17 protein-coding genes are annotated in these 18,951 nt (G+C 65.4%); 6 read left to right on the forward strand and 11 right to left on the reverse strand.

Translation table 11 applies throughout. The features are described from left to right. Nucleotides 1-34 precede the first annotated feature (34 nt). The 11 genes from CAL25_RS08025 to CAL25_RS08075 form a co-directional block, all read right to left on the reverse strand. Nucleotides 35-229, reverse strand: coding sequence for a putative motility protein (locus CAL25_RS08025; protein WP_094799401.1), 195 nt, complete (start codon nucleotides 227-229; stop codon nucleotides 35-37). A gap of 84 nt (nucleotides 230-313) precedes the next feature. Continuing rightward, nucleotides 314-814, reverse strand: coding sequence for an acyltransferase (locus CAL25_RS08030; RefSeq protein ID WP_094799402.1), 501 nt, complete (start codon nucleotides 812-814; stop codon nucleotides 314-316). A 16-nt stretch (nucleotides 815-830) separates the two neighbouring features. Then, nucleotides 831-1,586: a cephalosporin hydroxylase family protein gene (locus CAL25_RS08035; protein WP_094799403.1), complete on the reverse strand. Its 756-nt coding sequence runs from the start codon at nucleotides 1,584-1,586 to the stop codon at nucleotides 831-833. Beyond that, a complete protein-coding gene (locus tag CAL25_RS08040; RefSeq protein ID WP_249278988.1) occupies nucleotides 1,587-2,408 on the reverse strand; it encodes an NAD-dependent epimerase/dehydratase family protein in 822 nt (273 codons plus the stop codon). 11 nt (nucleotides 2,409-2,419) lie between these two features. Next, nucleotides 2,420-3,652 (reverse strand): class I SAM-dependent methyltransferase, encoded by a 1,233-nt coding sequence (locus CAL25_RS08045; RefSeq protein ID WP_094799405.1) that lies wholly within the window; start codon nucleotides 3,650-3,652, stop codon nucleotides 2,420-2,422. Further along, nucleotides 3,649-4,206 carry a dTDP-4-dehydrorhamnose 3,5-epimerase gene (gene rfbC / locus CAL25_RS08050; RefSeq protein WP_094799406.1) on the reverse strand — a complete coding sequence of 186 codons (558 nt, stop codon included), beginning with the start codon at nucleotides 4,204-4,206 and terminating at the stop codon, nucleotides 3,649-3,651. Before rfbC ends, CAL25_RS08045 begins: the two co-directional genes overlap by 4 nt. After that, entirely contained in the window at nucleotides 4,203-5,261 is a 1,059-nt protein-coding gene (gene rfbG, locus CAL25_RS08055; protein ID WP_094799407.1) for a CDP-glucose 4,6-dehydratase, read from the reverse strand. Before rfbG ends, rfbC begins: the two co-directional genes overlap by 4 nt. Continuing rightward, nucleotides 5,261-6,031, reverse strand: coding sequence for a glucose-1-phosphate cytidylyltransferase (rfbF, locus tag CAL25_RS08060; protein ID WP_094799408.1), 771 nt, complete (start codon nucleotides 6,029-6,031; stop codon nucleotides 5,261-5,263). Before rfbF ends, rfbG begins: the two co-directional genes overlap by 1 nt. Next, nucleotides 6,028-9,534 carry a methyltransferase domain-containing protein gene (locus CAL25_RS08065; protein ID WP_170948430.1) on the reverse strand — a complete coding sequence of 1,169 codons (3,507 nt, stop codon included), beginning with the start codon at nucleotides 9,532-9,534 and terminating at the stop codon, nucleotides 6,028-6,030. The genes rfbF and CAL25_RS08065 overlap by 4 nt, the downstream gene beginning before the upstream one ends. 230 nt (nucleotides 9,535-9,764) lie before the next feature. Beyond that, nucleotides 9,765-11,273 (reverse strand): flagellin, encoded by a 1,509-nt coding sequence (locus CAL25_RS08070; protein ID WP_094799410.1) that lies wholly within the window; start codon nucleotides 11,271-11,273, stop codon nucleotides 9,765-9,767. A gap of 835 nt (nucleotides 11,274-12,108) precedes the next feature. After that, complete coding sequence (locus CAL25_RS08075; RefSeq protein ID WP_094799411.1) at nucleotides 12,109-12,852, reverse strand: RNA polymerase sigma factor FliA; 744 nt, start codon at nucleotides 12,850-12,852, stop codon at nucleotides 12,109-12,111. A gap of 429 nt (nucleotides 12,853-13,281) precedes the next feature. Between CAL25_RS08075 and flhD the strand changes: the two genes are divergently transcribed. From flhD to cheA, 6 genes are all read left to right on the forward strand, one after another. After that, nucleotides 13,282-13,605, forward strand: a complete 324-nt coding sequence (gene flhD / locus CAL25_RS08080; RefSeq protein ID WP_094799412.1) for a flagellar transcriptional regulator FlhD — start codon at nucleotides 13,282-13,284, stop codon at nucleotides 13,603-13,605. 28 nt (nucleotides 13,606-13,633) lie between these two features. Next, nucleotides 13,634-14,218, forward strand: a complete 585-nt coding sequence (flhC, locus tag CAL25_RS08085) for a flagellar transcriptional regulator FlhC (protein ID WP_094799413.1) — start codon at nucleotides 13,634-13,636, stop codon at nucleotides 14,216-14,218. A 121-nt stretch (nucleotides 14,219-14,339) separates the two neighbouring features. Continuing rightward, complete coding sequence (gene motA / locus CAL25_RS08090; RefSeq protein WP_094799414.1) at nucleotides 14,340-15,218, forward strand: flagellar motor stator protein MotA; 879 nt, start codon at nucleotides 14,340-14,342, stop codon at nucleotides 15,216-15,218. A gap of 15 nt (nucleotides 15,219-15,233) precedes the next feature. Beyond that, the gene (motB, locus tag CAL25_RS08095) at nucleotides 15,234-16,304 is read left to right on the forward strand and encodes a flagellar motor protein MotB (RefSeq protein ID WP_094799415.1); all 1,071 of its coding nucleotides are present in this window, start codon (nucleotides 15,234-15,236) and stop codon (nucleotides 16,302-16,304) included. A gap of 14 nt (nucleotides 16,305-16,318) precedes the next feature. Beyond that, complete coding sequence (locus tag CAL25_RS08100; protein ID WP_094799416.1) at nucleotides 16,319-16,699, forward strand: response regulator; 381 nt, start codon at nucleotides 16,319-16,321, stop codon at nucleotides 16,697-16,699. Between the two features lie 46 nt (nucleotides 16,700-16,745). Beyond that, nucleotides 16,746-18,941 carry a chemotaxis protein CheA gene (gene cheA / locus CAL25_RS08105; protein WP_094799417.1) on the forward strand — a complete coding sequence of 732 codons (2,196 nt, stop codon included), beginning with the start codon at nucleotides 16,746-16,748 and terminating at the stop codon, nucleotides 18,939-18,941. Nucleotides 18,942-18,951: the final 10 nt, after the last annotated feature.

Genomic DNA, 18,951 nt, shown 5'->3' on the forward strand with positions numbered 1-18,951 from the left:
CCCGAAGGCGGCCTCTTCGCAGGCGCAGGTGCGCTTATGCGTGGGTATTGATGCGCGAGCCCAGATTGGCGTCGACGGCGGTCGGCAGCGACTGCATCAGGGTGGCCATGGTATCGGCCTGCGATGCAAGCACCTTCTTGAGCAGGGCGACCTGGACTTCCTGGACGGTGTTCACGTCGCGCATGGCGAGGGCGGTATTGACGGCGTTGCTGACGGACATGTCATCCATGGCGGTTCCTTTAAAGGCTGCGCGCGAGACGCGGCATCTGACGATTCGGAAAAAATATAGTCGGGCGTGATGACGTCGGCATGACTATACGCCGTTTTCGCCGCGCCAGCCCAGCAAAACGAGCGGGTTGCCGCCCTGGATCGAGTAGGCCGGCACCTCGCCGCGGACGATCGAGCCCGCGCCGATCACGCAGCCCTGGCGCAGGATCGCGCCGTCGAGCAGCACGCAGTTGGCGCCGATCCAGACGTCGTCCTCGATGATGATCCCGCCCTTGCTCGGGCGAAAGCCCTGTTCGCGGATCGGGACGTCGCGGCGCTTGAACTCGTGATTGGTCGGTGCGAACGTGCAGTTGGCGGCCACGGCGACGCCGCGGCCGATCGTGATGCCGTTGCCGGTGTAGAGCACGCAGCCCGAGTTGATCACGCTGTCGCGGCCGATGATCACATCACCGCTGCCGCCCGCGGGCTTGATCTTGACGAAGGCGTCGATGACGACGCCCGACTCGATCACGATGCGGGTTCCGCGGCGGGAATCCTCGAGATCGGCCAGTCCGGACACGCGGGCAGCAGGGTGAAGTTCGATCATGGCGGGGTCCGGGCGATCAGGCCTTGCGGCGCAGGAAGCCGTCGGGCGCCGAGGTCACGAGCAGGCGGTCTTCGACGGAACGGTCGATTTCGAACTCGGGATGCGACTTGAGGTATTCCCACACGGCGGTCTTCGGGTTGTTGCCCTTGCCCCAGCCACGATCCTGCCAGACGTAGTCGGCCGGCATGTCTTCCACGAAGGTGTCGAACACGACGCAGTAGCTGCCCGGGCTCACCAGCGGCGCGTAGGCCTCGAGCTCGGCCAGCACGTGTTCGTGCGTGTGGTTCGAATCCAGGCACACCAGGATCTTCTTCTTGCCTTCGGCATGCGCACGCACCTGATCGATGACCTTGGCGTCGATGCTGGAGCCCTCGATCAGCGAGATGCGCTTGGCGAGCGGGTGGCTTTCGATGGCGTCGCGGTTGTGCTGACGGATCTCGATGTCCACGCCCACGACCTCGCCGTGGCCCACCAGTTCGAGCATGGAGGCCGACAGGATCAGCGAGCCGCCGTGCGCGATGCCGGTCTCGATCACCAGATCGGGCTTGACCGCCCAGATCAGCTCCTGCATCGCCATGGCGTCCTGCGGCAGCTGGATCAGCGGGCGGCCGAGCCACGAGAAGTTGTTCATGTACTTGCGCTCGAGCGCCATCGTGCGCCAGGCGTTGGAGAGCGCGCGGAATTCGTCGTCGGAAGCGTAGCCTTCGATGCGGGCCTGCTTCTCGTTGCGGTAGTCGGGGTGCCCGTCGGGCGTCGTTTCGAGGTAGGACATCTAGGATCCCCTGTGCTGTCGATACTGATTGAGAAAGGTCGGAAAGTACTCGGCGAATGGCCGGGCCGTCAGGCCCGTCAGCGCCGCCGTATTGCGGGTGTCGATATCGGGAAAGCGCCAGGACGGCGCCTGGTCGCGCACCGTGACGGACCAACCGAATTGCCGCGTGAGCAGCTCGGCGATGTCGCGGTTCTCGATGCCGGCACCGCCCGCCACGTTGTAGATGCCGGTGGCGGGCGATTGGGCGATTGCCGTGATCTGTGCCACGGCGTCATCGATATGAATGTAGTCCTTGCGCGAATCGAGCGCGGTCTGCAGTTCGAGCCGGCCCTGCGGCCAGCCCTCTTCGAGCAGCTGGTCGATGAAGCTGTCGGGCGTATCGCGCAGCCCCACGACATTGGACAGACGCACGACCTTGGCCCGTCCCGCGCCGGCGTGCAGGCACAGCGCTTCGCCGGTGAGCTTCGAGAGGTTGTACAGGTCGCTCGGATCGTTGGGGTTCACGCCAAGGCGCGTGTCTTCGCTGGTGGCGCTGGCGCCGGCGTATACCCGCGTGCTCGACAGATAGGTGAGGCTGTCGAAGCCGCCTTCGGCCAGCAGCTCGCGCAGCACGCACACGTGCGCCTCCACCGTGTCGAGCGGGCGTTGCCGGAAGTCCGAAGTCAGGCCGATGGCATAGATCACGTGACCCAGGGGCCGGACATACTGCGAACGCGCCTCGCGCCCGTAGGCGCGGCAGTCGTGGCCCTGGCCGCGCAGATGCGCGACCAGATGCCGGCCGACGAAGCCGGTTGCGCCCAGAACGGTGAAAGTCAGGCTCATTGCGGCGGGCGTCAGGCCGGGACGATCGCCAGATGCGGCACGGCCGTCACCAGGCGTGCGCCCCATTCGCGCGCATAGGCCAGCTGGGCCGAGACCTCGGTCTTCAGGTTCCAGGGCAGGATCACGATGTAGTCGGGCTTGTCGCGTTGCAGCGTGGCCTCGTCCACCACCGGGATGTGGCTGCCGGGCAGGTACTGATTCTGCTTGGCGGGGTTGCGATCGACCACGTAAGGCAGCAGGTCGGGGCGGACGCCGGCGAAGTTCATCAGCGTGTTGCCCTTGGCCGCTGCGCCATAGGCGCCCACCCGCTTGCCTTCGGCGTGGGCCTGCAGCAGGAAGGCCAGCAGGCCGTTCTTGACCGCCTCGGCCTGCTTCTGGAAGCCGGCGTAGAACGCGGCCGTACGCAGCCCGCTTTCGTCTTCCTGGCTCAGCAGGCGCTGCACCGAGGGCGCGACCGGATGCGTGCCCGTGTCGGTGCGCTGGGCATAGACGCGCAGGCTGCCGCCATGGGTCGGGATCTGTTCGACGTCGAACACCGTCAGGCCATTGGCGGCGAAGATATGGCGCACGGCCGTGAGCGACAGATAGGAGTAGTGCTCGTGGTAGGCCGTGTCGAACTGGCTCTCGGCCACCATGCGCAGCAGGTGCGGAAACTCGAACGTGGCCACGCCGTTGGGCTTGAGCAGCTGGCGGAAGCCGATCACGAAATCGTTGATGTCCGGCACGTGCGCGAGCACGTTGTTGGCGGCGATCAGGTCGGCGGCGCGGCCCCGGGCGGAAAGCTCGTTGCCCAGCGTTTCGCCGAAGAAGCGCTCGACGATCTCCAGGCCGAGCTTGCGCGCGGCCGCCGCCGTGCTGGCGGTGGGCTCGATGCCATAGCAGGGCACGCCCGCGGCCTGCACGTATTGCAGCAGATAGCCGTCATTGGCCGCGACCTCCACCACCATGCTGCCTTCGCCCAGGCCGAAGCGGTCGGTCATCTTCTCGACGTAGTTGCGCGAGTGGTCCAGCCACGACTGCGAATACGAGCTGAAGTAGGCGTACTCCTCGGTGAAGAGTGCCTCGCGGCCCGCGTAGTCTTCCGTCTGCACCAGCCAGCATTGCTCGCAGACCAGCAGGCGCAGCGGGAACGTCGTCTCGGGCCGGTTCAGGTCCTCGGGCTTGAGGTAGGCATTGGAAGGCGGAGCGTGGCCCAGGTCGAGAAAGGGCAGGCGCAGCTCGGCGCTGCAATGGCGGCACTTCATGGATCCAATCCTTGGAAACCGGGGTCGAGGAAAGCGTGGCCCTGGTCCCGCACGGAGACTTCCGTGACGGGCAGGGGCCAGGCGATGGCCAGACGGGGGTCGAGGTGATGCAGCGCGCCTTCGCATGCGGGGGCATACGGGGCGGCGTGGCAATACACCAGTTCGACGTCGTCGGTGAGTGTCTGAAATCCGTGCGCGAAGCCCGCCGGAATGAGCAGGCCGCGGCGATTGTCGGCCGACAGGCGCTGCGCGTGCCACCGCAGAAAGGTGGGGGAGCCGCGGCGCAGGTCCACGGCCACGTCCCACACCTCGCCGCGCACGCACTGCACCAGCTTGGTGTCGGCCTGGGGCTGGTGCTGGTAATGCATGCCGCGCACCGATCCGCGCTGCGCGGTATAGCTGTGATTGACCTGCTCGATCGGGCCGGGCCAGCCGGCCTCCTGCAATTCGGCGGCGTTGAACAGACGCGCGAAGAACCCGCGCGAATCGCCGGCGCGCGGACGCTCCAGCGTGCGCAGGCCCGCGAGCGGGGTGTCGCCGAACATCAGCTTCATGGCCGGGCCTCGAAGGCAGCCAGGTCGGCTTCGCACAGGTCGCGGGCGGGAGTGCCTGTGGCCTGTCCGCGGTACCAGCCCATGGTGCGACCCACCGCGTCCGCCAGGGTCCAGCGCGGCGCGCAGCCGAGCGCGGCACGGGTGGCCGAGGTGTCCAGCATGAGCAGCCCCGCCTCGTGCGGACCGGTGATCTCGGTGCCGTAGTGCACCTCGCCGCGGCCATAGGCGGCGCGGGCGATCTCGATCACATCACGCACCGGCACGGCGCCGGCGGCATCGGGACCGAAGTTGTACGCGCCGGCCAGCGCCGGGGTATCCCAGAGCGCGTGCGCCAGGCGCAGATAGCCCGCGAGCGGTTCCAGCACGTGCTGCCAGGGGCGCACCGCATCGGGGCGGCGGATCTCCAGCGTGGCGCCGCGCTCCCAGGCGCGCACCGCATCGGGAATGAGCCGGTCTTCCGACCAGTCGCCGCCACCGATCACGTTGCCGGCCCGCGCGCTTGCCAGGGCCACACCCTGGCTTGCCAGAAAGGCGTCGCGGTAGCAGGCGATCGCGATCTCGCAGGCCGCCTTGCTGGCGCTGTAGGGGTCGTGGCCGCCGAGCGCGTCGGTCTCGCGGTAGGGGTAGTGCCACTCCTGGTTGCGATAGACCTTGTCGGTCGTGATCGAGACCACGGAGCGCACGCTGTCCAGGCCGCGTATCGCGTCGAGCAGATGCACCGTGCCCATCACGTTGGCGGCGAAGGTCTCGACCGGCTCGCGATAGCTCGCGCGCACCAGCGGCTGGGCCGCCAGGTGCAGCACGATCTCGGGGCGGGCGGCGCGCACCAGGCGGGTGAACGCCTCGCGATCGCGGATGTCGCACAGATGGGCGTCGATCTCGCCCTCGAGCGCCAGCGCCTCGTACAGCGACGGGCGAGTATTGGGCGCGAGCGCGATGCCGCTGACCCGCGCGCCCAGGCGCGCCAGCCAGAAGGCGAGCCAGGCGCCCTTGAAACCGGTATGCCCGGTGACAAGGACGCGCTTGCCGCGCCAGAAGCCGGGAACAGGCAGCATCACCAGACTTTCCAGGGGGCGGTGTCGCTGCTCCACAGGGATTCGAGCAGGTTTTTCTCGCGCAGCGTGTCCATGGGCTGCCAGAAGCCCAGGTGTTCGAAGGCCTGCAGCTCGCCATCGCGGCTCAGGCGCTCGAGCGGCGCCGATTCCCAGGCGGTGCTGTCATCGTCGATGAGCGGCAGCACGCTGGGCGACAGCACGAAGAAGCCGCCATTGATCAGGCCGCCGTCGCCGCGCGGCTTTTCGGTGAAGCCCGCGACGCGCGAGCCTTCCATGCGCAGCGCGCCGTAACGGCCCGGGGGCTGCACGGCCGTGACGGTGGCCGACTTGCCGTGGTCGCGGTGAAACGCGATCAGCTTGCCGATGTCCACGTCGGCCACGCCGTCGCCGTAGGTGAAGCAGAACGCCTCTTCGTCCTTCAGGTAGGGCGCCACGCGCTTCAGACGGCCGCCGGTCATGGTGTTTTCGCCGGTGTCCACCAGCGTGACGCGCCACGGTTCGGCCTTCTGCTGATGCACTTCCATCTGGTTGCGCGCCATGTCGAACGTGACGTCGGACATGTGCAGGAAGTAGTTGGCGAAGTACTCCTTGATCATGTAGCCCTTGTAGCCGCAGCAGATGATGAAGTCATTCACGCCGTAGTGCGAATAGATCTTCATGATGTGCCACAGGATGGGCCGCCCGCCGATCTCGATCATCGGCTTGGGACGCATGTGAGTTTCTTCGGAGATGCGGGTGCCGAGGCCGCCCGCCAGAATGACTGCCTTCATTGGGATGACTCGCACCAGGTCTTGAACATGTCTTGGAAGGCCGCCTCGACGCGGCGGGTGAAGCCCTTGCCGTCCATCAAGGGGCTGGCCTCGAGTTCGCCGCGCAGCTTGCCGCGGATCTCGGCCAGGGCCGGAAGATCGCTGGCCAGGGCCACGACCTTCTCGATGTATTCGTCTTCGGTGTTGGCGACCCATTCCGGGTGGCCGGCGCTGTGCAGCAGCGAGCTGCCGATGCGGCCCACGCTCGGGCGGTCGGCCAGCGTGACGTAGGGCACGCCCATGTACAGCGTCTCGACCAGCGTGACGCCCGAGTTGTGCGGGAAGCAGTCCAGACCGATGTCCATCTTGCGCAGCACGTTCCAGGGCGGGCTGTTCTTGCCGATCAGCAGGCGGTCGCCGGCGATGCCTTGCGCCATGAAGCGCGCCGCCATTTCCTGCTGCAGCTGCGGTTCGCCGAAGCTGCCGCTGTCGAGCACCAGCTGAGCATTCGGAATGCGGCGCATGATCTCCGACCACACGCGCACGGTGCGCGCGTTGATCCGGATCGATCGGCTGAGCGAGCCCAGCGTGATGCGCTCGTTGTTCAGCGCGGGCAGCTCGCTGACATGGCCCATGCCGGGCTTGGCCTGGTAGACCAGGCTGCCGTGCTCCAGGCGCCAGGGACGCTCGGCGAACAGGTGCTCGCTGCCGGCCGGTGCCATCACGCCATCGGTGAGGATGTAGTCGATGGCCTTGATACCCGTGGTGTAGCCGAAGCCCAGCCACGTGATCGAGACCGGCGCCGGCTTGCGCGCGAACACGCTCAGGCGGTTGTGACCGGTGTGGCCGGCCAGATCGATCAGGATGTCGATGCCGTCCTTGCGGATCTGCTCGGTCAGCGCATCGGCGCCCACGCCGCGGATGCCGACCCAGTGATCGAAATAGCCTTTGAAGCGGCGCGTGACCACGTCTTCGGTCTTGACCTCGGCATAGGCGTAGAGCTCGAACTGCGAGCGATCATGGTTCGACAGCAGCGGCTCGATGAACTCATTGCCCGAGTGCAGGCGGAAGTCGGGCGAGACATAGCCCACCTTCAGCTTGCGGCCGGGGGTACGCGTGTTGCGGAACGGGCGCCACAGCGTATAGAGCGGCTCGCACAGGGCCTTCTCGAACTCGCGATAAGCCTCGAAGATCTCTTCGGCCGACTTCTCGGGCGCGTAGTTGGCGGCGAACAGGCGATTGTTGTGCAGCGTGGCCAGCTTCGGGAACACCTCGAGGCCATCCTTCGCGGCCTGCTCGGCGGCGACCGCGTCGCCACGCTGGGCAAGGATGTTGACCAGGTTGGTGCGGGCGGCCTGCAGCGTCGGCTTGATCTCGAGCGCGCGCCGGCAGGCGTGCTCGGCTTCGGAGTAGCGGCCGGCGGCGGCCAGCGCGTCGCCCAGCGTCAGGTGGCTGACGGCGTTGGTCGGATCGAGCTCGAGGCAGCGCCGGCCGGCGGCCAGCGCTTCGATCACGCGGCCTGCCGTGGTCAGGCACTCGCCCAGGCGGGCATAGGAGAGCTGGCGCATGGGCGCCAGATCCAGCAATCGCAGCGCGGCCTTCAGCGCCTCTTCGATATAGCCCGAGCGGCACAGGCTGTAGACCAGGATTTCCCAACCCTGATAGTGGTTGGGGTGCTTGGCGAGCAGCTTGCGGGTGTCGGCAATGGCGCTGGCATAGCCTTCGCTATTGGCCTGATCCGCCAGCTTGCGGGTGGCGGCGGCGAGCGCGGGAGAGGTCGTGCCGGTCGTGGCGGGCTCGGTCACGAACGCGTAGCCGTGATTGAGCGCCTGGCGCGTCAGCGCATCGATGTAGTGGTGCCAGAACGGGCCGGCATGATCGGCTTCCGACAGGCCGTTGCGCAGCAGCGCGAGCCAGGTGCCATTGCCCGAGCGCAGGCCGCCGTAGCGTTTCAGGCTGGCGAGCGCGGTCGCGGCGGCGCCGGCGAAGGTCACGCCCTGGGTCTTGTCGGTCTTGCCGTTCAGTTCCCACAGTTCGTCGGAGATCGCGCCGAGCGGGGTGCCGGTGGCGATCTGCTTGATGATCTTCTTCTCGACGTTGGGCGGGTTCCACGCCAGCGTTTCGTGCCACAGGTTGAACTGCGTGATGACGTTGTGGGTCAGCGCCGAGAAGTTGTGGCAGATGCCCGTCACCAGCTCGAGCGGGGCGTCGTCGGGCTGGTCGTAAGGACCGGCCTCGAGCGCGTAATAGAGCAGATTCTGGAACAGCAGGGTCTGCAGCGCCTTGTCGAGCGCGTCCTGGCTGTAGGTGCCGGGACGATCGGTCATGCCGTGTTCCAGCGCCCGCGCCAGCGCCTCGTACGACAGGCTGGCGGGCCAGGCGTGCGCGAGGGTGTCCACCAGCGCGATCGTCAGGGGATCGCTCGTGTTGAGCACCTGGCCGGCGTTGCCGAGATACATCACGCCCTTGACGGCGTAATTCACGCTGGCCCGCATCAGGCCGGTGGCCCAGCGCAGCTCGCGCAGGCGCTCGACGTCGGGCTTGCTTTGAATATCGGCCGTGCGGTCTTCGTGCACGAGCAGGCTGCGGCGGCTGGCGCGGCCGATCGCGAAGTCCAGGTACTGCTGGCGCATCACCTTGGGCCGTCCCAGCGCCATCAGGCTCTGCGACAGGGCCACGTTCTGGCCGTAATGCTGCGGCAGCTCGGTGAGCGGCAGCCCGTCGCCCACGTAGGCGAGGCCCGCCTGTTGTGCGCGGTCGGTGAATTCGACGAGATAGCAGGCGTTGCTGCCCAGCAGGTAGGGCGACGGCGCGCCTGCGTCGTCGGCCAGTTCGCTGGCAAATGCCTTGGAGCTCTGATCGAGCGCGGGGCCGAGCGGATTGGTGCCGGAGATGCCGCTCTGGAACAGCGTGAGGGCGGCGCGCGCGCTCGCCTTGACCTCGTCTTCGGTCGTTGCGTCGTGGGCGTGCAGCATGATCGCGTCGCGCACGATCTCGGCCGCCTTCGCGCCGGGATTGGTGGCGTAGTCGACGAACACCACGCCCGCCGGAGCCAGCACGCTGCGGCACCACATCAGCAGGGCCGTCTGGGCGTCGTTGCCCAGCGCGCTGAACAATCCGCGCACCAGGATGTAGTCGAACGGGCCCACCCCGGTCTGCCAGTCGAGCAGCTCCTCGAACTGCAGGGCCTGCAGCGAGAGGTTGTCCAGGCCCAGCAGCTCGGCGTGGCGGCGGCCGCGTTCGATGGCTTCCGGATTGGTGTCCACGCCCTGCACGGTGGCCCGCGGGTACGCCTGCGCGAGCGGCAGCAGGTTCTCGGCGGCGGCGCAGCCGATCTCCAGCACGCGCGCCGTGTCGAGCGGCGTGGTGGCGATGCCGTAGAGATGGGCGCTGGCGCGCAGATGGCCAGGCGAGAGCGTGTAGTCGAGCCGTTTGGCGCTTGCGATGGCGTTCGGACTCTGGGGGGCCGTGTTGAGCATGGTGATGAGGGTCGCGAAAGCGGCTCCATTAGTGATGGAGGGCATTCTACGAAGCGGCATCCCCCGGCATTACGCCAATTAATCCGGCAAACAATGCCTATATTGGTGGGCTCGCGATCCGCGCCCGGGCCGACCGGGGGGAGGGGGCGCCGCTCCTGTCGACCCGTGGCGCGGCCCGGTGCGCGCCCATGAAAAAACCGCCCCAGGGTTTCCCCTGGGGCGGTTCTCGATCAGCGAGAGGGAAGGCGAGCCCTCCCTCCGTGACGCGGTTACGATTAACGCAGCAGCGACAGGACCGTTTGCGGCACTTGGTTGGCCTGCGCCAGCACCGAGGTACCAGCTTGTTGCAGGATCTGAGCCTTGGTCATGTTCGACACTTCGACAGCGTAGTCGGCATCTTCGATACGCGAACGGGCGGCGGACAGGTTGTTCACCGTGTTGTTCAGGTTCGTGATGGTCGACTCGAAGCGGTTCTGGATCGCGCCCAGGTCGCTACGCAGTGCGTCAACGCTGGCCAGCGCATCGTCGATCGAGGCCAGGGGGTCGGCGTTGAGCTTGTCGCCCAGCGTGACCTTGCCGTCGGTGGCGATTTGCGCCTTGTAGTACACGTCGGCGCCGTTGGCTTCGCCCTTGACGACGTAGCCGCCATCGCTGTTAGCGAAGACTTGCGGGTTCGAACCAACTTGCGTGGCCGACAGGCCCGACAGGTCAGCCGTCACGGCCGGCACGGTCGAGGGGATTTCGTAATCGCCGACAACGGCGGTTGCGTCCGAAGCCAGGTTGGTAGCGGCAGCGGAGGTGTCGTACTCAACCGTACCGTCGGTGGCGAACGTGCCAGCCCAGCCGGTCGAGCCGCCATCGGTCGACACGAAGAAGTTGCCCGACGAGTCCAGGTAGACTTCCGGAGCGGCGCCCGTGTTGGCATCTTCGAAGCGGACGTCGTCAGCGTTGACGGTCACGCCGCCGCCGACAGCGATCTGCTGGCCAGCGGTAGCCGCGGTAGCCGTAGCGGCAACCGTGGTGGTCGAGTCGAATTGCAGTTCGCCGGTGGCGTTGTCGTAGCCGGTGACTTCGTAGAAGGCCGAGCCGTCGTTCGAGACATACAGCTTCTCGGGATCAGCGTCGTCCACATACACATCCCACGGGCCAGCCGTGTTGGTGTCGACGGCGTTCAGGGCGACCGAGGTGGTCGTGCCGGCCGGCGTCACGGTCGTGACGGGCGAGGCAGCCAGCTTCGTGGTGTCGAACTTGGCGTTCGTCACGTCCAGGTTGCCGAGGCCGAGCGTGGCAGCGTTGATCTGCTTCAGGTCGATCTTGATGACTTCGTTGTCGTTCGCGCCGACTTGGATCGTCAGGGTTTGCTCGTCAGCCAGAACCTTGACGCCGTTGAATTGGGTCTGTTCCGACACGCGGGTGATTTCGCCCAGACGCTGGGTGATTTCAGCCTGGATCGATTCCAGGTCGCTCTTCGAGTTCGTGCCGTTGACGGCTTGAACGGTCAGTTCGCGAACGCGCTGCAGGTTGTTGTTGATTTCGTTCAGGGCGCCTTCGGTCGTTTGAGCGATCGAGATACCGTCGTTGGCGTTACGAGCGGCTTGGGTCAGACCCTTGACGTTGGCGGTGAAGCGGTTGGCGATGGCTTGGCCAGCGGCGTCGTCCTTGGCGCTGTTGATGCGCAGACCCGACGACAGGCGCTCGATGGCGGAACCCAGAGCCGATTGGGACTTGTTCAGGTTGTTCTGAGCAACGAGCGACAAGTAGTTGGTATTGATAACAGCAGCCATGAATAGCTCCCAAGAGAGAAAGGCATCTTCAAACTGGGCAGCCGAGCCGCCCAACAGTTGCAGTGACTGTCAGAGTCTTTACAGCTCCGATCAGTGTCCCGCTGCCTGGATAACGTCGGGGCCAAACAAATCTTTAGGCCTTTAGTTCGCTGTTACACATTTTTTTTGGGCTGGGGTTTCTTGCGAGGCCGACCGGGCAGGGGGGGCACGCCTATTTGTATGGCGGGGATTCGGCAACTTGCGATGCGGTGTTCCGGCGACCTTGCGACGGGTCTTCGCAAGGTGGGTCCGACTGGCCGTATGCGCGCTTGTGGAGGGGGTTAAAGATCGCTCCGAGCTTGCCGGGATCGTAACATTCGGCAATGCGCGGACGCGCTATATGTGTCGGCAGTGGATACATATTACTAACGCCTCGCGTTGCGGAACGATACATTCTGCAGACTCGCGGGTCGTTTAGCTGCGGGTTTCCCCCAGGATTTTTAGCCGTTTCGCCGAGAACGTAACGAATACCAACGGCCTAAAAGCCTCTAAAACCGCGTTTGTAAGGCGCGAGTTACGTCATTTCGCGCGTTGCATTGCAATCTTTTCGGCGAGTTGTTGCATTGCCCTTGCTCGCGCGAAAGAGCGTGGCAACGGCGCGATCCGTCAAAAAGGTGATTGACGGCCCGCGCCGGCGGGGCGCAGCCCGGCCCGTCAAGCGCGAACGACGTGGCGGCCCGCGCAGGGCGGCCCGCGCAGGGCGGCCTTGTAAGGCGCGACCGGCGTAATGCGATAGGCGAGGAGAGGGCCTGCGGGCTCGTGCGCGGCGCATGCGCCGGCACGAGCGACCGCGCTGTCAGATGACCTGCGAGAGCAGGCCGTGTTCGGGCAGCTCGCCCCAGGCTTGTTCGCTCAGCGAGGAGCGCAGCCGGGCGGTCGCCTGCGTGCGGAGTTGGCACACGCGCGCCTCGGTCACGTTGAGCACCGCGCCGATTTCCTTGAGGTTGAGCCCCTGCTCGTAATAGAGGGAGAGCAGCAGCTTCTCGCGGTCGGGCAGCTTGTCGATGGCCTGGATCAGCGCGGCGCGCAGGTCGGTGGCCAGCAGTGCGTTGAGCGGGTTGCCGCTGCTCTCGCTGGCCGCGCCTTCGCTCCAGTCGAGATCGCCCGCGTCATCGCCGCCCATGCCTTCGTAATGCACGATTTGCAGGCCTTGCGCGTCGGTCAGCATGCTCTGGTATTCGTCCAGCGGCACGCCGAGTTCCTGTGCGATCTCGGTCTCGGTGGGCGAGCGCATGAGCTGTTGCTCCTTGCGCTGGATGGCGGTTTCGATCTTGCGGCTCTTGCTGCGCACGCTGCGCGGCAGCCAGTCCTGGCTGCGCAATTCGTCGAGCATGGCGCCGCGGATGCGCGAGGTGGCATACGTCTCGAACTGCGCGTCCGGGCTCTCCTGATAGCGCCGCACGGCATCGAGCAGACCGATCATGCCGGCCTGGATGAGGTCGTCCAATTGCACGCTGGCCGGCAAGCGGGCCAGCAACTGCAGCGCCAGTTTGCGAACCAGCGGTGCGTATTGGACCAAGCTGTCTTCTGCGTTGGACATTCAGGTTCAGTCTGCAGGTGTCTCACGAATCTCGTTGTGAGATGGGTGTTGCATAGTTGCGACATATGAGGCTAGCCGGCTCGGATGGCCGGAGACGGTCGTCTACGCCTGCTAACCCGTAGATTGTCGACAAATGGCGCTGTTTCATTCTATGAAGAACGCAACTTTTTGCGCGTTTGTTTGCGCATTTGCGATTTTGGCGCTGCAAGAGATGTAACGAGTAACTGTCAAGCTCGAAGAAAGTCTGAAAAAAATCAATGTTTCGTCATAAAAGTCATAGAAAATGACAGTGTGCATGTTAAATTGCATGCAAATTGCGATCAAATGATACATTTCGCATTAAGACGAAAACAGGTCTGCGTGAGGTTTCTCGGGGGCGCGGATCTGGACTTCTTCACCCCGGCTAGACATCGTCAACGGAGTACCAAAGTGAAAACCGCCGATAGTTCCTTGCTCGCCGATATACGTGAAGTGAATCTCTCGTATCTGCTGCTGGCCCAACGCATGTTGAGAGACGATTACGCGGCCTCCATGTTTCGCCTGGGTTTCAGCAATGAGGTCGCGGACATTCTGATGCGTCTGTCGCCCGCTCAGCTGGTGAAGCTTGCCAGCTCCAGCTCGCTGCTGTGCCGTTTCCGTTTCGACGATTACAGCCTGTTGTCGGCCTTGACCCAGGATGTGCTGGGCGGTGCCCTGCAACAAGCTCATGCCACGATTCTGCTGGCGAAACAGCCAGTCGAAGAGTTGGCCTGACCAACCGCTCACTCAGCAGGAAGGCGGTATGCCAGTAAAAAGCGTTTCACAGGAAGCCGACGAGATTCTGTTGGCCAGTGCAATGATCACACTCGGGGCGCGGCTTCAAGTACTCGAAGCCGAGACCAGCCTCAGCCATGACCGGCTTGCGCGCCTGTATCGCGAAATCCGGGGCTGCTCGCCACCCAAGGGCATGTTGCCGTTCTCGGTGGACTGGTTCATGACCTGGTTGCCGAACATTCACTCGTCGTTGTTCTACAACGTCTACTCGTTTCTCAATACGCGGACCTCGAGCAAGGGTGTGCGCGCCGTGATCGACGCCTATCGTCTGTATCTCGAGCACGCCCAGACCGACGCCACGCAGCCGGCCGGTTCGGAGCCGGTGCTGAGCTTCACGCGGGCCTGGATGCTGGTGCGCTTCTTCGACAGCGGCATGCTGCAGTTGTCGTCGTGCCGTCAGTGCGGCGGGCATTTCATCGCCCACGCGCACGATCCGCAGACCGACTTCGTGTGCGCCATCTGCCGTCCGCCACCCCGTGCGGGCAAGACGCGCGCGGCAGCTCGTGCGCGGGCCAACGCGGGTACGCCGGCACGCGCCGAACAGGCTTCCTGACCCCCAGGGAAGGCCAAACACGCCAAAAGCCCCAAAAAACCCCCCGTAACCCGCGTTTTTGCGACAGGGTCCTCGGGGGATCATTGTCGCCAGTTTTAGACTACGTTGGCAGAGGCCTGATGTGTTGATTGTTATCGGTTATGCAGTGGTGATCATCGCGGTGATCGGCAGCTTCATGGGCTTGGGCGGGCACCTCGGTGCACTCTACCAGCCGTTCGAGCTGACCCTCATCGGTGGTGGCGCGTTGGGCGCTTTCCTGGCCGGTAACAGCCGCAAGACGCTCAAACTGGTGAAGGGCGCCATTCCGCGCGCCTTCAAATCCGGCCCGTACAGCAAGGACCTCTACATGGAGCTGATGGCGCTCCTGTATGTGCTGCTGAACAAGGCGCGCCGCGAAGGCCTGATGGCCATCGAATCCCACATCGAGGATCCGCAGTCCAGCCCGGTGTTCAATGAGTATCCGCGGATCATGAAAGATCCGAAGCTCATGGAGTTCATCACCGACTACCTACGCATCATGATCAGCGGCAACATGAGCTCGTTCGAAATCGAAACGCTCATGGACGAAGAAATCGAAACCTTCCGCCACGAGCGCGAAGTGCCCACGCACGCGCTGCAGCAGATGGCCGACGGCCTGCCGGCCTTCGGTATCGTGGCCGCCGTGCTGGGCGTGATCAAGGCGCTGGCCGCCGTGGATCAGCCGCCCGCCATTCTGGGCGACCTCATCTCCAAGGCCATGGTCGGCACGTTCCTCGGGATTCTGCTCGCCTACGGTTTCGTTGCGCCGTTCGCCTCGCGCGTCGAAGGCCAGGCCGCCGAATCCGTCAAGGTGCTGGAGTGCATCAAGGTCACGCTGCTGGCCAGCATGAACGGCTATCCGCCGCAGCTCGCCGTGGAATTCGGCCGCAAGGTGCTGTTCTCGTCGGTTCGCCCGTCCTTCGGCGAGCTCGAAGAGCACGTTCGACAGGCAAAGACCAGCTCGGCCCCCGGCCGCGCCTGATCGGGAGTCCGTTAGATGAGCACGGTCAACAACCACCGTGTGGTGGTCCGCCGCAAGAAGTCCGGCGGCAAGGGCGGCCACCACGGCGGCAGCTGGAAGATCGCCTACGCCGACTTCATCACGGCGATGATGGCGTTCTTCCTGGTCATGTGGCTGATCAGCATCGTGCCGCGCGAAGAGCTCAAGGGCATCGCCGAGTATTTCCGCATGCCGCTGAGCGTCGCCATCGCGGGTGGCCCCAGCAGCTCGGCCGAGACCAGCGCCATCCCCGGCGGCGGCTCGGATCCGCTGCGCGACCAGGGCGAGACCCGTCGCTCCAATGGCAATCGCGTGCAGTCGCAGAACATCCCGGACTCCGAGCGCCGGGATCGCCACCGCCTGGAGCGCCTGAAGCAGCGTCTCGACAGCCTGATCGAGACCAGCCCCGTCCTGAAGAACTTCAAGCCGCAGCTGCTGATCGACATGACGACCGAGGGCTTGCGGATCCAGATCATCGACAGCCAGAACCGTCCGATGTTCGCCACCGGCAGCGCCGAAGTGCGCCCGTACATGCGCGACATCCTGCGCGAGCTCGGCCCGACGCTCAACGAGCTGCCCAACAAGATCAGCATCTCCGGTCACACCGACGCGTCGCAGTACGCGCGGGGTGAGCGCGCCTACAGCAATTGGGAGTTGTCCGCCGACCGCGCCAACTCCTCGCGCCAGGAATTGGTGGCTGGCGGCATGAACGAAACCAAGGTGCTGCGCATCCAGGGTTTGTCTTCGAGCATGAGCCTCGTTAAAGATGATCCATATGCTGCCGTTAACCGGCGTATCAGCTTGGTAGTGCTGAACGAGAAAACGCAGAAGCGTATCGAGGACGAGAACGCGGCGGCCGCGGAAGTGAGCGCGCGCGATGCCCAGGATGTGATGCATGCAGTGCAGGAACGCGCGGCCGCGGCCGCCGCGGCGCCCGCCTCCGGCATCGTGATCCCGGTCATCACGCCGCCCGCGGGCACGCAGCCGGCACCGGCCGCGCAGGCCGCGCCCGCGGCGGCAGCCGCGACGGTCACGGTGACCACCGTCTCGGGTACCTCTGCCCGGTAGGAGTGAACAGGAGCATGACCGCAAAGATATTGGTCGCGGATGATTCCGCAACGATGCGCATGATCGTGCGGGCCGCCTTGGCGGGCGCAGGATGGGAGGTCGTCACGGCCGGCAACGGGCAGGAAGCGCTCGAACTGGCCGGCCAGCACGACATCCATCTGGTCGTGAGCGACTGGAACATGCCGGTAATGGGCGGCCTGGATCTGATCCGGGGCCTGCGCGAGCAGGAGCGCTATTTCGATGTTCCGGTTTTGGTACTGACTACCGAGGATGACGTGGACAGCAAGACAGCTGCCCGCGATCTGGGGGTCTGCGGCTGGCTGAACAAGCCGGTCGATCCCGAAACTCTGGTGGATTTGGCCGCCGAGCTGCTCGATGAGCAGCCGCCGGTTTAGTGTCAACACGCTTCGGCGTGTTCTATAGGAAGGCAAACGGCTCATCATGAGTTCAGGTCTGGACCTCAGTCAGTTCTACGAAACGTTCTTCGACGAAGCGGACGAATTGCTCGCGCAGATGGAGCAGTTGCTGCTCGAGCTCGACGTCGGCCAACCCGACATCGAACAGCTCAACGCCATCTTCCGCGCCGCGCACTCCATCAAGGGTGGCGCGGCCACGTTCGGCTGCTTTCAAAAGCTGGCCGAAACCACGCATTTGCTCGAAAACCTGCTGGACGCCATCCGTCGCGGCGAAATGAAACTGCGCGCCGATATGGTCGATACTTTTCTGGAAACGAAAGACGTGCTCAAAAGCCAGTTGGATGCCTATCGGGCCTCCGAAGAGCCCGATCAGGCCGTGTTCGAACGGATCTGCGCGGTGCTGCGGCAACTCGCGCTGGAAGGCAAGGGCGAGGCCGCCCCGGCTGCCGCGGCGCCTGCGCCGGCACCCGCACCTGCACCTGTCGCTGCCGCGCCCGCGCCTGTCGCGGCGCCCGCCCCGGCTGCCGCAGCCCCGGCTGCCGCAGCCCCGGCTGCCGCGGCCGACAGTTCCGCGCTGCCGTTCCGCGTGCAGTTCCGCAAGGTGTCCGACAAGGACGCCCAGTCGCTGCTCGAAGAAATGGGCAACCTCGGCACGGTGCACCATCATGAGCGCACCCCCGAGGCCCTGACTGTCTGGGTCGATACCACCTGCGCGCAGGACGATATCGAGGCGGTGTGCTGCTTCATCGTCGATGCCGATCAGCTGGATATCCGCCGTGAAGCCGCGCCGGGCAAGCCCGCCGCCACGCCCGACGTGGTCGAGCAGTTCGAGGCCGCCGCGGCAGGTTTCGCCGCGCCGGCCGTCGCCGCGCCGGCCGTTGCTGCGCCGGCCGTTGCCGCGCCGGCGGCTCCCGCTGCTGCCGCACCGGCCGCACCCGCCGCACCCGCCGCCGCGCCCGCACCGGCTCCGGCCGCAGCCGCTGCCGCGCCTGCCGCGCGCGCCGCCGCGCCGGCCCATGCCAACACCGAATCGACCTCGATCCGGGTCGGCGTGGAGAAGGTCGATCAGATCATCAACCTGGTGGGCGAGCTCGTGATCACGCAGGCCATGCTGGCCCAGACCGCGTCCACGCTGGACCCGGTGCTGCACGATCGCCTGCTCAACGGCATGGAGCAGCTCGAGCGCAACGCGCGCGACCTGCAGGAAGCCGTGATGTCCATCCGCATGATGCCGATGGATTACGTGTTCTCGCGCTTCCCGCGGGTGGTGCGCGACATCGCCGGCAAGATGGGCAAGCAGATCGAACTGCAAACCTTCGGCCGCGCGACCGAGCTCGACAAGAGCCTCATCGAACGCATCATCGATCCGCTGACGCACCTGGTGCGCAACAGCCTGGATCACGGTATCGAAACGCCCGAGAAGCGCGTCGCGGCCGGCAAGGAGCCGGTGGGCCAGCTGGTCCTGTCCGCGCAGCACAACGGCGGCAACATCGTGATCGAGGTGAGCGATGACGGCGGTGGTCTGAATCGCGACCGCATCCTGAAGAAGGCCCAGACGCAAGGTCTGTCGGTGAACGAGAACTCGCCCGACGAAGAAATCTGGCAGCTGATTTTCGCGCCCGGCTTCTCGACCGCCGAGCAGGTCACCGACATCTCCGGCCGTGGCGTGGGCATGGACGTGGTCCGCCGCAACATCCAGGACATGGGCGGCCACGTGCAGCTCTCGAGCGTTCCGGGGCAGGGCACCACGACCCGCATCGTGCTGCCGCTGACGCTGGCCATCCTCGACGGCATGTCGGTGCGCGTGGGCGAAGAGACCTTCATCCTGCCGTTGAACCACGTGACGGAATCGCTGCAGCCGACCGAAGACCAGATCTACTCGGTGGCCGGCAACGAGCGCGTGATGCATGTGCGCGGCGAGTACCTGCCGCTGGTGGAAATGCACCGGGTGTTCTCGGTGCACGAGGCACAGACCGATCCCACGCAGGCCATCGCCGTGATTATGCAGGCCGAAGACCGCCGCTTCGCGCTGCTGGTGGACCACCTGGTCGGCCAGCATCAGGTGGTGGTGAAGAACCTCGAATCCAACTATCGCAAGGTCCCCGGCATTTCCGCCGCGACCATTCTCGGCGACGGCAGTGTTGCACTGATTGTCGACGTATTCGCGCTTGCGCGTGCCAACCGTGAGCGTTGGTCGCAGCCCGAAGCCATTCTGAATTGACGGAGAGCAC

The organism is Bordetella genomosp. 5 (genome assembly GCF_002261315.1).
Taxonomy (GTDB): domain Bacteria; phylum Pseudomonadota; class Gammaproteobacteria; order Burkholderiales; family Burkholderiaceae_B; genus Bordetella.

What these genes read in the sequence shown, in the direction of transcription:
- CAL25_RS08025 (WP_094799401.1), bottom strand. Translation starts at nt 229, where the DNA reads ATGGATGACATGTCCGTCAGCAACGCCGTCAATACCGCCCTCGCCATG.
- CAL25_RS08030 (WP_094799402.1), bottom strand. Translation starts at nt 814, where the DNA reads ATGATCGAACTTCACCCTGCTGCCCGCGTGTCCGGACTGGCCGATCTC.
- CAL25_RS08035 (WP_094799403.1), bottom strand. Translation starts at nt 1,586, where the DNA reads ATGTCCTACCTCGAAACGACGCCCGACGGGCACCCCGACTACCGCAAC.
- CAL25_RS08040 (WP_249278988.1), bottom strand. Translation starts at nt 2,408, where the DNA reads ATGAGCCTGACTTTCACCGTTCTGGGCGCAACCGGCTTCGTCGGCCGG.
- CAL25_RS08045 (WP_094799405.1), bottom strand. Translation starts at nt 3,652, where the DNA reads ATGAAGTGCCGCCATTGCAGCGCCGAGCTGCGCCTGCCCTTTCTCGAC.
- rfbC (WP_094799406.1), bottom strand. Translation starts at nt 4,206, where the DNA reads ATGAAGCTGATGTTCGGCGACACCCCGCTCGCGGGCCTGCGCACGCTG.
- rfbG (WP_094799407.1), bottom strand. Translation starts at nt 5,261, where the DNA reads ATGCTGCCTGTTCCCGGCTTCTGGCGCGGCAAGCGCGTCCTTGTCACC.
- rfbF (WP_094799408.1), bottom strand. Translation starts at nt 6,031, where the DNA reads ATGAAGGCAGTCATTCTGGCGGGCGGCCTCGGCACCCGCATCTCCGAA.
- CAL25_RS08065 (WP_170948430.1), bottom strand. Translation starts at nt 9,534, where the DNA reads ATGCCCTCCATCACTAATGGAGCCGCTTTCGCGACCCTCATCACCATG.
- CAL25_RS08070 (WP_094799410.1), bottom strand. Translation starts at nt 11,273, where the DNA reads ATGGCTGCTGTTATCAATACCAACTACTTGTCGCTCGTTGCTCAGAAC.
- CAL25_RS08075 (WP_094799411.1), bottom strand. Translation starts at nt 12,852, where the DNA reads ATGTCCAACGCAGAAGACAGCTTGGTCCAATACGCACCGCTGGTTCGC.
- flhC (WP_094799413.1), top strand. Translation starts at nt 13,634, where the DNA reads ATGCCAGTAAAAAGCGTTTCACAGGAAGCCGACGAGATTCTGTTGGCC.
- motB (WP_094799415.1), top strand. Translation starts at nt 15,234, where the DNA reads ATGAGCACGGTCAACAACCACCGTGTGGTGGTCCGCCGCAAGAAGTCC.
- CAL25_RS08100 (WP_094799416.1), top strand. Translation starts at nt 16,319, where the DNA reads ATGACCGCAAAGATATTGGTCGCGGATGATTCCGCAACGATGCGCATG.
- cheA (WP_094799417.1), top strand. Translation starts at nt 16,746, where the DNA reads ATGAGTTCAGGTCTGGACCTCAGTCAGTTCTACGAAACGTTCTTCGAC.